This window comes from Coleofasciculus sp. E1-EBD-02, assembly GCF_040218245.1.
Classification (GTDB): Bacteria; Cyanobacteriota; Cyanobacteriia; order Cyanobacteriales; family Coleofasciculaceae; genus Coleofasciculus.
Genome location: NZ_JAVJQN010000219.1, coordinates 1 through 13,715 on the forward strand (window position 1 = coordinate 1; position 13,715 = coordinate 13,715).

General features: G+C 46.9%; 14 protein-coding genes and 1 pseudogene. 11 read left to right on the forward strand and 4 right to left on the reverse strand.

Annotated elements, in window-relative coordinates; all coding sequences use genetic code 11:
• A pseudogene (locus RIC07_RS33475) lies at positions 1-172 on the forward strand (RNA-guided endonuclease IscB); the annotation flags it as partial.
• A gap of 100 nt (positions 173-272) precedes the next feature.
• The gene (locus tag RIC07_RS33480) at positions 273-1,475 is read left to right on the forward strand and encodes a DUF3086 domain-containing protein (protein WP_446398292.1); all 1,203 of its coding nucleotides are present in this window, start codon (positions 273-275) and stop codon (positions 1,473-1,475) included.
• A gap of 18 nt (positions 1,476-1,493) precedes the next feature.
• On the opposite strand, the gene RIC07_RS33485 is transcribed toward RIC07_RS33480, so the two are convergent.
• Positions 1,494-1,649: a hypothetical protein gene (locus RIC07_RS33485; protein ID WP_446398293.1), complete on the reverse strand. Its 156-nt coding sequence runs from the start codon at positions 1,647-1,649 to the stop codon at positions 1,494-1,496.
• A gap of 111 nt (positions 1,650-1,760) precedes the next feature.
• Here RIC07_RS33485 and plsY point away from each other — a divergent pair, with 111 nt between their 5' ends.
• Positions 1,761-2,420 (forward strand): glycerol-3-phosphate 1-O-acyltransferase PlsY, encoded by a 660-nt coding sequence (plsY, locus tag RIC07_RS33490; RefSeq protein ID WP_446398294.1) that lies wholly within the window; start codon positions 1,761-1,763, stop codon positions 2,418-2,420.
• 92 nt (positions 2,421-2,512) lie between these two features.
• The gene (locus tag RIC07_RS33495; protein ID WP_044205897.1) at positions 2,513-2,893 is read left to right on the forward strand and encodes a hypothetical protein; all 381 of its coding nucleotides are present in this window, start codon (positions 2,513-2,515) and stop codon (positions 2,891-2,893) included.
• A gap of 192 nt (positions 2,894-3,085) precedes the next feature.
• Here RIC07_RS33495 and RIC07_RS33500 read toward each other — a convergent pair whose 3' ends face one another.
• The gene (locus RIC07_RS33500; protein ID WP_446398295.1) at positions 3,086-3,511 is read right to left on the reverse strand and encodes a hypothetical protein; all 426 of its coding nucleotides are present in this window, start codon (positions 3,509-3,511) and stop codon (positions 3,086-3,088) included.
• A 109-nt stretch (positions 3,512-3,620) separates the two neighbouring features.
• Positions 3,621-3,950, reverse strand: a complete 330-nt coding sequence (locus RIC07_RS33505; RefSeq protein WP_446398296.1) for a hypothetical protein — start codon at positions 3,948-3,950, stop codon at positions 3,621-3,623.
• Positions 3,951-4,174: 224 nt separating this feature from the next.
• Between RIC07_RS33505 and RIC07_RS33510 the strand changes: the two genes are divergently transcribed.
• Both RIC07_RS33510 and RIC07_RS33515 read left to right on the forward strand, forming a co-directional pair.
• Entirely contained in the window at positions 4,175-4,462 is a 288-nt protein-coding gene (locus RIC07_RS33510; protein ID WP_446347111.1) for a hypothetical protein, read from the forward strand.
• A gap of 37 nt (positions 4,463-4,499) precedes the next feature.
• Positions 4,500-6,716, forward strand: a complete 2,217-nt coding sequence (locus RIC07_RS33515; protein WP_446398297.1) for a pentapeptide repeat-containing protein — start codon at positions 4,500-4,502, stop codon at positions 6,714-6,716.
• 230 nt (positions 6,717-6,946) lie between these two features.
• On the opposite strand, the gene RIC07_RS33520 is transcribed toward RIC07_RS33515, so the two are convergent.
• Entirely contained in the window at positions 6,947-8,050 is a 1,104-nt protein-coding gene (locus RIC07_RS33520; protein ID WP_446398298.1) for a CobW family GTP-binding protein, read from the reverse strand.
• Between the two features lie 151 nt (positions 8,051-8,201).
• Between RIC07_RS33520 and cysS the strand changes: the two genes are divergently transcribed.
• From cysS to RIC07_RS33545, 5 genes are all read left to right on the forward strand, one after another.
• Entirely contained in the window at positions 8,202-9,650 is a 1,449-nt protein-coding gene (gene cysS, locus RIC07_RS33525; protein ID WP_446398299.1) for a cysteine--tRNA ligase, read from the forward strand.
• A gap of 152 nt (positions 9,651-9,802) precedes the next feature.
• On the forward strand, positions 9,803-10,114 hold the full coding sequence (locus RIC07_RS33530) for a nucleotidyltransferase family protein (protein ID WP_446398300.1): 312 nt from the start codon (positions 9,803-9,805) through the stop codon (positions 10,112-10,114).
• A gap of 245 nt (positions 10,115-10,359) precedes the next feature.
• Positions 10,360-11,754, forward strand: coding sequence for a mechanosensitive ion channel family protein (locus RIC07_RS33535; protein WP_446398301.1), 1,395 nt, complete (start codon positions 10,360-10,362; stop codon positions 11,752-11,754).
• 204 nt (positions 11,755-11,958) lie between these two features.
• Complete coding sequence (locus tag RIC07_RS33540; RefSeq protein WP_446398302.1) at positions 11,959-12,330, forward strand: group I truncated hemoglobin; 372 nt, start codon at positions 11,959-11,961, stop codon at positions 12,328-12,330.
• A 140-nt stretch (positions 12,331-12,470) separates the two neighbouring features.
• Complete coding sequence (locus tag RIC07_RS33545) at positions 12,471-13,430, forward strand: DNA methyltransferase (protein WP_446398303.1); 960 nt, start codon at positions 12,471-12,473, stop codon at positions 13,428-13,430.
• The last annotated feature ends 285 nt before the right edge of the window (positions 13,431-13,715 follow it).

Sequence of the window (13,715 nt, forward strand, 5' to 3'; positions counted from 1 at the left end):
CGTTAAAGCAATTGTGACCAAGGGCAAAAAGATAGGGGCTTATATAGGTCGCGTGGCTGTGCGAACAACAGGCAGTTTCAACATCTCAGCCGCCAATGGTTTAGTCCAAGGCATTAACCATAAATATTGCAGTCGTGTACACGGAAAGGATGGATACCAATACGCTTTCTAAGGAAGTCCTGTCGGACTGCTGTTTATGTAAGGGGGCGAATTTCTCCCCATACATAAATGACAGGGGTTTCCATTCGTCCCCTTACAAACCCCAATTTTTGATGAATTCAGACGAACCACAGACCCAAGAATCCAATTTAGAACAACAACCAATCCTTGAGGGATTTGAGGAAAACTCTCTAGAGCAAAAGCCAGAAACCGAAAGCTCTAAGCCGTTAACCGACTCATCTGATCAATCTGACGTGAGCCAATCCCAAGCTGGCAATGTAAATGCTGTAGACTTACCGGGATCAGATGATAATCAGATGACGCCATCAAGAGACCAACAGGAAACCGTAGCGAATTTAACCCAAACGATCGCTGACCTTGAACGCCAAGAACAACAGTTGAGGCAAAAAATTGCCCAGCTACAAGCCAGCCAAAATCAGATTTTATCTGACCAGTTAACCAAAACCCAAGCCACCATCCAACAAATGCTCCAAGAGGGGTTAAGCGAATTAGAGCAGCGCAAGCAAGCCCTTTTAATTTCTGTGGAGCAACTAGAACGCCGCCGAGAACGCATTCGCACGGAAATGCGAACCACATTTGCTGGGGTATCTCAAGAATTGGCAATTCGGGTGCAGGGTTTTAAAGACTATTTGGTTGGCAGTTTACAAGACTTGGTTGTAGCGGCGGAAGAGTTAGAATTAGCCGAACCGACGGCAGAATTTTCCAAACCGAGGATGGATGAACCTCAGCCGCCAGTTTCTTCTCCTACACCCAAATTTGCTGAACAGGCGTTTCAAGATCAGATCCAGCAAATTCGGGACATTATTGACCAATACCGCAAAATGCCAGATTATTATGGTCCGCCTTGGCAATTGCGTCGCACGTTTGAGCCAATTCATGCGGAGCGAGTGTCCAATTGGTTTTTTAGTCAAGGGGGGCGTGGGGCGATTCGCACTATCGGTAGCCGCTTGCAAAATATTTTGGTCGCCTCCGCCGTGATGTCTGTTATGCGGACGCTTTACGGTGATAGACTACGAACCTTGGTTCTTGCCAATACTCCTGAACGGCTAGGAGAGTGGCGCAGAGGATTGCAGGATTGTCTGGGTATTGCCCGCAGTGATTTTGGTCCAGAACGGGGGGTCGTTTTATTTGAGGAACCATCCGCCCTCGTGCAAAAAGCCGATCGCTTAATGACCCAGAAGCAACTTCCTTTAATTATTGTGGATGAAACAGAAGACCAGATTAGTCTTTCAATTCTGCAATTTCCTCTCTGGTTAGCCTTTGCTCCCGATCCTCAGCAACTGAGTAATTACTAATAACGTAGTTGGACAACATTAAAGTTGATGGTTGGGATGGGGGAATAGGGAACAGGGAACAGGGAACAGGGAACAGGGAACAGGGAACAGGGAACAGGGAACAGGGAACAGGGAACAGGGAACAGGGAACAGGGAAGCTGGGGAGATATAGGTAACGAATGTTACGATTTTCATGCCATACCCTTACCTGTTTCACACGCTCCCATATAAAATCGGCTAGGGGAGATGTCCCAATAAAGGTCTGATTATCTCCCCTAGCTTTTTAATTGTGGAGGGTTTAAAACAATGATGCGTGAGTTGAGTTGGATTGGGCTACTGCTGATCAGTGCTTACTTACTTGGCTCAATTCCAACTGGATATTTGGCAGGACGTCTGGTTAAAGGAATTGATATTCGGGAAATCGGTTCGGGATCAACGGGGGCGACCAATGTTTTGAGAAACCTGGGAAAAGGTCCAGCTTTAGTCGTTTTACTGATTGATGCGACGAAAGGAGTGGGTGCTGTTGCTTTGGTACATGGCTTCTTTGCCCTAACGGGATCATCCGTGATGCCGGATACCTGGAAACCTTGGTTGGTGGCTGTTGTCGCGTTGGCGGCTATGTTGGGTCACAGTAAATCAATCTGGATTAACTTTACAGGAGGAAAATCAGCCGCTACAGGGTTAGGCGTCTTATTCGCTATGTCTTGGTTCGTCGCGTTGAGTGTATTGATAATCTTTATTGGGGTCGTCAGTATCTCGCGGATTGTTTCTCTGGGTTCGATTGCGGCGGCGATCGCAGTAGCTGTGCTGATGATTGTCTTAGCCCAACCGTTACCCTACCAGATATTTGGGATTGTGGCGGGGCTATACGTTATATTACGGCATCGAGCCAATATTCAGCGCCTACTTGTCGGTACTGAACCCCGTTTAGGGCAATCTGCATCAGCGGAAGCGATCGGCAGTTAAACCGTTGCTGGTATGGTATGGTGTAGCTTTTCACCTCTCAGGTTAGACCGGATGTGAACTAGGATGGAGATAGTCAGTTTCCAACAAGTACCGTGAACCAGTACGATCCTAAACTTGCTCAGTTTAACTTATCAGGCGTGGGCTGTTGGCTCACCCTATTAGCCACCTTTCTCTTACTGGGAACAGTTGGCTTGGGCTGGCTGGTCAACGGATTCTTAATTCTGATTGGGTTAGTCATCCTCGCACCAGTCATTGGCTGGATTGGCTTTCGCTGGTGGTTACAGCGCAACCTGGTTGAGGATAAATGTCCCGTCTGTGCCTACGAGTTTACTGGGTTTAATCGTACCGAATGCCGCTGTCCCAACTGTGGCGAATTGTTGAAAGTCGAACAGGGTCAGTTTAACCGCTTGACGCCGCCGGGTACGATTGATGTAGACGCCGTAGAGGTTTCAGTAAAGCAACTTGAAGATTAAGCCCATTGTCAGATATAAGGCTTAGCGGGTTCAAGCCATGGCGACTCAGTAGGTTAGTGGAAATACACTCAACGATATTAGTTTCTGTAAAGCCCCTCAAACCCTAACATAAGACGTAGCTTGCTTACTTTTCGGGAAGCGAGTATTTTACGAACTATGACGCTCAGAGCCGTTAACTTTCATTTGTCCTACCTACTGACTAATGGAGAGAGTATAACTTTGCCCTCCAGTGCTATCGACAATATAGATCTTGTAAGTGCCTTCTTCCCAATATCCCGGTGCTTCAACGGTTTGCCCTGGCGCAGTGGCTAACACACATTGTCTACCACTTGCCACGGGTTCACCTGTTGAATTCAATGGTTCAATGATCAAAGCCGATTGACCAGCGCTTTGGAGGCTGAAGTTCAACGAGCCGAAGTCTTGTTCCAATGTGATCGTATACTGCGGTTGAATATTACCCACTTGGCAATTGTTCCCTTGAGCGGAAGTGCCTTGGAGTTCCAGGGCATTAAATCCTGGCGCTAACCTTTGCACAGTCTGACTATGGAGCAAACCTGCGTTCGCTAGCAGCATCGCTAAGGTGGTTGGCACAATCATCCACTGTTTCAGTCGTTTCATTCTCTGAGGCTCCACTATTGTTTGAGTTTTTCTCAAACTCATCGTCGTACATTAATAGACCCGCCGAAACTGACTCTGTTCCTGTTTGTTATTTGTCACTCGTCATTTGTCATTTGTCAGGGAATAGGGAACAGGGAACAGGGAACAGGGAACAGGGAACAGGGAACAGGGAATAGGGAATAGGGAACAGGGAACAGGGAACAGGGAACAGGGAACAGGGAACAGGGAACAGGGAACAGGGAACAGGGAACAGGGTAAGGTCGAGTTTTGAGTGAACTCCCTCATCTCCCTCAGCTTCCCCAGCTTCCCACACCCGACACCCGACACCCAACACCCGACACCCGACACCCGACACCCGAAACCCGACACCCGACACCCGACACCCAACACCCGACACCCGACACCCAACACCCGAAACCCGACACCCGAAACCCGACACCCAGTAGTACCCTCAAGTCCCTTGTCAGGTAAGCGTTTTTCTTCACTATTGCCCATGACACACCGAGCGTGTTACCGAGCGAAGCCGAGGTAAGCCGAGGTGTTGCCTATTGCAAGAAAGCCTAGCGCGTAGCGCTATAACCCCTAAGAATTGCCCGAAACCTTGCTCAAACCGATAAAATCAAAACATATAACCTGATTTCTACAACTTAATTCTCTTGGCAGATGGAACCGAATCGAGACGACGACCAATCCACGCCCGTGGGCAATCCCTTTCAACCGCCCTTCTATAACACCTATCCGATGAAGCAACGGTTCAATCAAATCAGTGCTTGGTTTAACAGCTTGCCTACCGTTGGTAAAGTTATTGTGGTGATTGTCGGCGGCAGCTTGAGTTTATCCCTCTTGAAGACTGTTTTCCAACTGATTACCTCGTTAATTAGCCTTGCCCTATTGGGAATAATCCTCTATGTAGTGTATAAATTTTTCATTACCCCTAAGTCTCCCCAATAGTTGCCCACCCTTTATCCGCGTCGCGTGAGAATTGAACATGACTAGCCCTACCATAAAACAAGTCCATAATCAAACGGTTAGTCGATCATTTTCACTGCGACTTAATCGGGCATTGCCGATGATGACCCGGCGGTTAGCAGCTGTGGTTCTGGAAGTGTCATTAGTGACGGTAAGTGCGGTCATTCCGTACAGTATCGGCGAGTATGCCAAAGACCATTCTCCGGCTGAACCCGTTCCTATCAACCCTGTTGTCGCAGCAACGGAAGAGGCGATCGCGAAAACCCTGGCATATCCACGAGCGCGATTAAATCGTCAAGTTGCCCCCCTGACTAATTTGTTCTGGTGTGGGGCAATTATTATGCCTGTTGTGGTGGTCAGTTGGCAACTTTATCAATTGGGGAAAACGGGGCAAACCATGCCCAAAAAGTGGTTAAAACTGCGGGTGGTGACACCAATGGGAACACCACCGGGATTAATCCGGGCAGTTTGGCGTGAGGCAGTTGGGCGCTGGGGACTCCCCCTGGGTACAGCCTATTTGCTGTGGCGGTATACGGGTGCATTTCCCGACTTTGGCATCTTATTAGGATTGGCGGGAGTCATGCTACTCATCGAACATGGCAGTGGCTGGATTCACTCACGACGCCGCACCTTCCACGATCGCATGGCAGGTACTTATGTAGTGAATGCGGCTCAGGGATTGGCATCCGCCTCATTCAACGGCTGGCAGACTGATCGGGATCACTCCGTTACCCTAGAATTTGACAACGGCTGGCGTCAACAGAGCGAAACATCAACCAATAATCAGTCTCATCATCCCTCCGTCACCACCATCGTCCTCACCTCCCAATCCTCATCTCGACAAGCCCCCCATCTGTGGGGGTGGATGCGCCGTCATCCTGGGGCAACCTTGCTAATTCTCTCATTTACAGGAATGGCATCGGTTTTGGGAACGTTTGTCGGGACTCAGGTGTATATTCAACGTCAGGCAAATTGGCGAGAAGTTAACCAACAAAATAACGAAGTCTTTCTAGCGCTGGTTAAGCAGTTGAGTTCTACCTCCGCCACCGCCTTAGAAGAACGACAGGCGGCAATTTTGGCGCTGGCAAGGCTGGATGATCCCCGTGCTGTGCCGTTTCTGGTGGATTTATTGGGACAGGAAAACACGCCGACTCTGATTGATACCCTACAGCAAGCCTTAGTCAGTAAAGGCGCCGAAGCCCTACCTCCCCTACAACGGTTGAATCAGGCGCTACAAAATGACCGAGACACATTAGCCCGTCGGGGAACGCCAGGAGAGCAGCAGTTAGTCGCCCTGCGACAACGGGCAACCAATCGTGCGATCGCGAAAATTCTCACCATCTACAGCAGTGAACTGCACGACGCGGATTTGAGTCGCATAGACTTGAGTCAAATGGACACCCGTTCAGTTCAATTTACCTTAGTTTTGGATAACCTCGACCTCGCCGGACTTAATTTCCGTTCCGCCATCTTAACTGGGGGCAGTTTCCAAAACAGCCGTTTTTATGGGGCGGGTGCGGATCAACGCTGGGGTACATTTGATGATTGGATTGCGGATTTAAGTGGGGCTGAACTCAAGGAAGCGGATTTAACTGGGGCAAATTTAAACAATGTTTTAATGGCTCGCACAAATTTGATTCGGGCAATTCTTGATCGGGCAAATTTAGCTGATAGCTATCTCATTGGCGCGAACTTCAGCAGCGCTCAACTGATTGGGGCTGATTTAAGCCGAGCCGTATTAGAAAATGCTAGCTTGACCGGGGCAAATTTAGGCGAGGTAAAGGCATCTCTGGTGAATTTACATGGGGGAAGTCTCGGTCAAGTGAGTGCCGTTGGCGGAGATTTTAGCTTTGCGGATTTGACCCAATCCAATTGGCAAGGGGCGGATTTATCGGGAGCCAATTTCAGTCATGCCAAGTTACAGGATGCGGATTTGAGTTCGACGAAATTGGTTAAGGCGAATTTGAGTCAGGCTCAATTGCAAAATGCTAAGCTACAGAATACGAATTTGAGTGCAGTCGATTTACGCGGGGCGAATGTAACCGGAACGGATTTCTTGGGCGCTATGTTTGCCACAGCGATGCCTGTTAAATCGGATCAGTTTATCACGCAACCTCCAGCCGCCACGTCGGGAGCGCGAGTACAGGGGGTGAATTTTGCCCGGGCGAAAAATTTAGATACCAATCAGTTGCAATATATCTGTAATCATGGGGGACGGCATCCAGAATGTCCCTAAATAGATAGGAAGGAAAAGCTGGGGAAGCTGGGGAAGATGGGGGAGATGGGGGAGATGGGGAAGATGGGGAAGCTGGGGTTAACTAACAGTTACAGAACTTACAGTTACAGCAGTTTTCAAGTTAGTAGACTACAGACGATTATTGCGCTGAAAAGCAAGCCGATATCCCCGACTTCTCCAAGAAGTCGGAGATCTGTCTGTGTACCTCACTTACTAAGCGCTGTAGGATGTTAAGTCCCAAATCCTTTACCCCGATTTACCGAGGGTAAACAAAGACAATTCTCAAGTTGCTTGTACAACTTATCATGGTCTAAATCTTGACCAATTAGCACCAATTGATTTCTCTTGTCCCCTTTCCACTGATCATCTTCGATATTAAACCGCTTACCACTGAGGTGGAAAATGTGGCGATTTGGACTCTCATCAAACCAGAGAATTCCCTTAGCCCGGAAAATATTCGTTGTCAGTTGATTGTCTAAGAAATATTGAAACTTCCGGATGTTGAAGGGTTTATCACTCTGGAAGGAAATCGAGGTAAATCCATCATTTTCTAAGTGATGAGAGTGATCATGATCGTGGTGATGCTCATGATGGTGATGATCATGATCGCAATCGTGGTCATGGTGATGCTCATGATCGTGATGTTCATGGTCATGATCCGATGACTCATCAAAATACTGATCCGACTCAAACAATCCTACACTTAAAATCAGCGGTAATGGCACTTGAGATTGAGTGGTGCGAATAATCCTCGCCCCTTCTTTAATTTCGCGAATTCTCACCTCCAAGGCGTCTACATCACCTTCATCAACTAAGTCGATTTTATTCAGCAGAATAATATCACCGTAAGCAATTTGGCTATATGCCGCTTCGCTATTGAATAGATCCAAACTGAAATTCTCACAGTCTACCACGGTAACGATGGAATCGAGGCGCGTCATGTCTCGCAGTTCGGTTCCTAGAAACGTGAGGGCGACGGGTAGGGGATCAGCTAATCCCGTGGTTTCCACCACCAGATAATCCACCTTGTCTTCCCGTTCCAGCACCTTGTAAACGGCGCTAACTAAATCTTCATTAATGGTGCAGCAAATGCAACCATTACTCAATTCCACCATGTCATCTCCGGTGGTGACAATGAGTTCATTATCAATGCCGATTTCGCCAAACTCATTGACTAAAACGGCAGTCTTGACACCGTCTTGGTTGCTCAAGATATGATTAAGCAGCGTCGTTTTGCCGCTACCGAGAAATCCGGTAATAATCGTGACAGGTAAGCCATGTTTCGCCGCGTCCAGGGTTGGGTCGGATGCAGACTGAGTTGTGACTGATTGCATAAGGCGCTATGTTGAACTGTCTTTAAACGTCAGAATATAGGAAGATAACGTACAGGTGTGATTCAATAAGACATCAAGCTGTACGCTGGATATGCCAATCCTTTCTCATTATTGCGTATCTGCTCACAACTGAGTTTACTGTTCTTTTGCCATGACCCTAACCCTGTACAATACACTGACTCGTCGCAAAGAACCGTTTTCCCCGATAGAGACGGGTAAGGTGCGGATGTATTGCTGCGGCATTACCGCTTATGACTATTGCCATTTGGGTCATGCTAGAACCTGCATCATCTGGGATACTGCCCGTCGTTATCTACAATGGCGCGGCTATGATGTGAACTACGTACAGAATTTTACCGATATTGACGATAAAATCCTGAATCGGGCGCGACAAGAGGGAACCTCGATGGAGGCTGTCTCGGAACGCTTCATTCAGGCTTATTTTGAGGATATGGCGCGGCTGAATGTGAATGAGGCGGATGCCTATCCCCGGGCGACACATTGCCTAGATGGGATTAAGCGGCTCATTTATGATTTAGAACAGAAAAATTACGCCTACCCCGCCGCCGGAGATGTTTATTATGCCGTGCGTCGTTTTGGTGAGTATGGCAAGTTGTCGGGACGAAAGTTAGAGGATTTACAAGCGGGGGCGAGTGGGCGAGTTGAGGTAGCGGATGCTGAGGCAGGCAAGAAAAAGGAGGCTTTTGATTTTGCCCTGTGGAAGGGTTCTAAGCCCGGAGAACCTGCCTGGGAATCGCCTTGGGGGGCGGGACGCCCTGGCTGGCATATTGAGTGTTCGGCGATGATTCGGGACAATTTGGGGGACACGGTGGATATTCATGCGGGGGGATCGGATTTGGTGTTTCCCCACCACGAGAATGAAATTGCCCAATCAGAAGCGGTGACAGGTCAACCCTTGGCGCGTTACTGGTTACATACAGGGATGGTGATTGTGAATGGGGAGAAGATGTCGAAATCTTTGGGGAATTTTATCACCATTCGAGATTTACTCGATCGCCCCACTGATCCGATGGCGGTACGGTTGTTTGTCCTCCAGGCACAGTATCGCAAGCCCTTAGATTTTACCGATGATGCGTTGGCGGCGGCGACGAATGGGTGGCATACCCTGAAGGAGGGATTGCTGTTTGGCGTTCAGTATGGTGAACAACTGGGGTGGCAAGACGCGGGTAAACGGCAAACTGCTGTTTTAGAACGGTTTCAAACTGCTGTTGATGATGATTTCAATTTCGCCGAAGGGTTAGCTGTATTATTTGAACTGGCAAAAGAGTTGGGGCGTGAGGGGAATATTTTAGTGCATGAAGGGAAAACCCGGACATCGCCCCAGGAATTAGAGGCACAATGGCATACCTTAGTAGAATTGGCGCAGGTGTTTGGACTTGAGGCGCAAGCGGAGGAAATTCGTCAGGAATCGACGAGTGGATTAAGTGATGCAGAGATTGAAGCGCTGATTCAGCAACGTACCGAGGCGCGGAAACGGAAGGATTTTGAAATGAGCGATCGCATTCGGGATGAACTCAAAGCCCAAGGGATTACGCTGATTGATCAACCCGGTGGTGTCACTCGTTGGCATCGGAATTAAATCCTCAGATTTTTGGGCGCACACTGAATATTATGGGTAAATATGATGGGCGCACGCCATGCGCCCCTACCGATTACCGTTACAGTAATGTAGGTTTGGAAAACCCAAGTAAACCCAACTGATTAGGCTGAGAATCCAATACCAGGAGTGAAATGGGCTGCTCAACAGCAATCCGAACGATTGAAGACTTACAAGAACACCGGGATGAACTGCTTGCCATTTTTGCCAAGCATGGCGCTCATAGTATACGGGTATTTGGCTCTGTAGCACGAGGGGAAGCAACCGATGAGAGCGATATTGATTTTTTGATTGATTATGACCGAAATTGCACGAGTGCTTGGTTTCCGGGAGGATTAATCAATGAGTTAGAGTCTTTCTTGAAAAGCAAGGTAGATATTACGACGACTCGGGGCTTAAGTCCGCTGATTGCTGAGAATATATTCCAAGAGGCGATCGAACTATAAATCGGCGAGAATTTAAGGAATGAGTAGAGCCGTCAAAATGAATAAACAATAGAGTTTTTGGTGACTTCCTTTTTAAAGTTCAATTTTTCCCTACACCCTACACCCTACACCCTAAACCCAGTAGTACCTTCAAGTCCCTTGTCACCCCCTCAGGTCTTAGTGCTTACCTGTCTCTAGCTAGAAGTCAAACTAGGGATGGGTAATGTAGTCTGTTTTGGTTCAGAAAGCCGAAAACTCACTATTTTATGAAAATGCTACTGAATTCTTGGCAAGGGATAGGTTCACGTCGATTCACCCTTGTCGTCTTTGCTACGGGATTTCTTTTCCTGGCTAGTCCTCACCATAGTGTCGCTCAAGATGAGATGGTTCCTATTCCCGCTGATGCGAATTCATCCCTTGGTAATACCGATAGTGAAGTCTATTTTGCCGATATTTTGGTTAGAGGTAGACCTGTATTCCAAGTGGGTAGCCTTGCAGATCTGGGCGCAAGAGAACGGGCAAAAATTATCAATCGGCGGGTTAACAGTCTTTTGGCACAATCAGAAACTTTAGGACAGGTAACTGTTAAACCGGATGACCCTCGCCAAGTGGCAACCTTGCGATTGAATAATCGAGTATTAATGACGGTTACGCAGCAAGATGCCCAAGACTTTGGTTTGTCAGTGGAAGCCTTAGCCGAGAGATGGGCAGAACAATTGAATCAGGCAATTAAAAAACCCCCCCTAGCGATTGATGTGGGACAGCGTCTCTATGGAACAGTACAACAACTTTTACGGGATACGGTGACAAATCTCCCCTCTTTATTAGGGGCGCTGGTTATGGTTGGGATTACCTGGGGAATAGCGAAAACAGTGCAGTTTATTGGCTTTAGTTGGGCGCAACGGACAGAAGGCGATCGCAATACGGAAATTCTGATTGGACGTTTGGGTTATGGTGGCGTCTGGGTACTGGGTTCAGTTGTTGCTTTAGGGGTTTTAGGACTAAATTTTGGCGCATTATTAGGGGCATTAGGACTCACCAGTGTGGCGATTGGTTTCAGTCTCAAAGATGTCTTGAGTAATTATATCTCTGGGGTGATTTTACTCGCGGCTCGACCTTTTGGTATTAATGATCAGGTGGTGATCAGTGATTATGAAGGTACGATTACGCAGATTGACCTCCGGGCAACTACGATGAGAACCTATGATGGGCGATTAGTTTATATTCCGAATCAGGAAGTATTCTCTGCCAGTATTATTAATAATACCGCTTCGCCGCGCCGTCGTAGTTCAGTTATGGTTGGTATTGACTATGATGCCGATATTAGTCAGGCAAAACAGGTGATTAAAACGACTATCGCCTCGCTTCCAGGGTTAGAAAAAGAGCCGCCCCCGGAAATTTTAGTAATGGAGTTAGCGGCAAGTACGGTAAATCTGGAAGTACGGTTTTGGGTGGATTCGCGGCGATTAGGATTTTTGACGATGACATCTCAAGTCAGTCAAAGTATAAAAGAAGCACTGCAACAGGCAAATATCGAAATGCCCACTGATATTTATACCTTGATGTTCCGCAATTCTCCTCTACCAACGGATACAACGGGTAATTCTCAGTCTCACCAACCACCTTGGGTTTTAACCCAAGGAACTAAGAACTCAAGTTAGCTAAAGCGGACTGGATATGGATTTCAGTCCATAGTGGTGATTTTTCATTTTATTAAAATAAAACAAAAGCCTATAAAATTGAAATTTTTCATTCAACTTACGGCAGATAAGTCACTCAGCTATTGCTGTACCATAGAGAGATGTAAAGTAATTCAACACCAAGATAAAATATCAGGTGTAAATTGCTAAATTTTAGAAACGGATATGCATACACCACCAACCCTAACCTTATACGAGAAGATAGGCGGACAGCCAGTTGTTGCTCAAATTGTGGATGATTTTTACAAGCGTGTGTTAGCAGATGATACCGTTAATCACTTTTTTGCTAACACTGATATGGAAAAGCAACGGCGTCATCAAACCGCTTTTGTTTCCCATGCGTTGGGAGGTTCTAATCAATATAGCGGACGCTCCATGGAAAAAGCCCACGCTGGATTAGACTTACAACCGGAACACTTTGAATCAATTGCCAATCACTTGGGTGAATCACTGGCTGAGTATGGACTTACACAAGAGGAAATCACCAGCGTGCTTGAGCGCATCTCAACATTGAAAGAGGCTGTTTTGTACAAGTAATAATCCTTGAATATGGCTGAATTTAAGAGGTTAACTGAGATACTTTAAAGGTAACATCTTAAAATAGGGAACTTGCACCGTAAATTAATTGGCTTTACACTAACATCACGACATCAAAATTAGCCAAGCTGATCAATCGAATGCAACTGTCACTTTTTCCAGAGACTCAAACCTCGAACGTCAAAGATAAATCGGTGTTCAGTGATCCGAGTTTTGCCAGCAATAAGCTTTTACCCGTACATCGGTGGATACCTTGGATTGCTGGCTTTTCCAGTTCTTTTGTGCGCGGCGTGGTAGAAACTAAGCTTCCTCAACCGGGAACGGTTCTTGATCCCTTTGCGGGTGTGGGTACAACCCTGGTTGAATCAGCATTAATCGGACATGATAGTGTTGGTTTTGAGATTAATCCCTACGCGGCTTTGGCTTGTCGAGTTAAAGTCAATGCGTATAAACTTAATCCAGAAGATATTCAAAGAGAGATAGGGCGATTCCAAACGTTTTATGACTATAGCGTGACGAGTGGATATTTGCCGATGAGTCAGCCACCATCGGGATTCCGAACCCGCCAAGCATTCTATAGTCCGACTGTGTTAAGAAAAGTCCTGATTGTTCAGGATTTTATTGATTCTGTGGATGATGAGAAGATTCAAGAGATGTTTAGATTGGCGTTTGCGTCAACGATGGTTCATTACTCGAATTATTCCTATGAACCCAGTTTGGGAACTCGACGTGCAGCAGGTAAAAAGAATATTGCCGATTTTGCCGTTTTTGAATTAATCACGGAAAAGCTTAATCAAATTGCTTTTGATGTTAAATGGCTTTCTAGAAAATTGCCCCGTCATTCATTCCAAAACAAGATTGTCAACGCATCATTTTTTGATTGCCAACAGTATCTTAAACCGAATTCAGTCGATCTGGTGGTTACATCACCCCCTTATCTAAATAATTACCATTACATTCGCAACACCCGCCCCCATCTCTATTGGCTAGGGTTTGTCAAGAAGCCTGATGACACTAAGATTTTGGTAAGGATTCAGGGGTCGTGGAAATCCGATGAAGGGGGAAGGCTTCGCCTCCTTTTGGCTAGGAGTCGAGTATAGCAGTTTGGCAGAGGCGAAGGCTTGCCCCTTTTGCTCCGGTACGGGGAGAACTACCTGAGTGGGAAAATCGCAACGATGGCGCTCTAGTAACACAAAATCTGCTTAAATAAATATAAGGTATATGAGTGCTGTTGCCATGAAGCTCAAACTTGACCCAAACCAACTCAAACAGTTGCCCACCGAGGAACTCGTTGGCTTACTGGTTCAGCAACAGCTTGTAATTGAGAAATTGCAACAAGAGATATATAGGCTCAAAGCCAGCCTGAAACTGGATAGTCAAGCAAG

Coding starts and splice junctions, on each gene's coding strand:
- RIC07_RS33515 (WP_446398297.1), top strand. CDS start 4,500: ATGACTAGCCCTACCATAAAACAAGTCCATAATCAAACGGTTAGTCGA.
- plsY (WP_446398294.1), top strand. CDS start 1,761: ATGATGCGTGAGTTGAGTTGGATTGGGCTACTGCTGATCAGTGCTTAC.
- RIC07_RS33545 (WP_446398303.1), top strand. CDS start 12,471: ATGCAACTGTCACTTTTTCCAGAGACTCAAACCTCGAACGTCAAAGAT.
- RIC07_RS33500 (WP_446398295.1), bottom strand. CDS start 3,511: ATGAAACGACTGAAACAGTGGATGATTGTGCCAACCACCTTAGCGATG.
- cysS (WP_446398299.1), top strand. CDS start 8,202: ATGACCCTAACCCTGTACAATACACTGACTCGTCGCAAAGAACCGTTT.
- RIC07_RS33540 (WP_446398302.1), top strand. CDS start 11,959: ATGCATACACCACCAACCCTAACCTTATACGAGAAGATAGGCGGACAG.
- RIC07_RS33520 (WP_446398298.1), bottom strand. CDS start 8,050: ATGCAATCAGTCACAACTCAGTCTGCATCCGACCCAACCCTGGACGCG.
- RIC07_RS33535 (WP_446398301.1), top strand. CDS start 10,360: ATGAAAATGCTACTGAATTCTTGGCAAGGGATAGGTTCACGTCGATTC.
- RIC07_RS33485 (WP_446398293.1), bottom strand. CDS start 1,649: ATGAAAATCGTAACATTCGTTACCTATATCTCCCCAGCTTCCCTGTTC.
- RIC07_RS33530 (WP_446398300.1), top strand. CDS start 9,803: ATGGGCTGCTCAACAGCAATCCGAACGATTGAAGACTTACAAGAACAC.
- RIC07_RS33480 (WP_446398292.1), top strand. CDS start 273: ATGAATTCAGACGAACCACAGACCCAAGAATCCAATTTAGAACAACAA.
- RIC07_RS33510 (WP_446347111.1), top strand. CDS start 4,175: ATGGAACCGAATCGAGACGACGACCAATCCACGCCCGTGGGCAATCCC.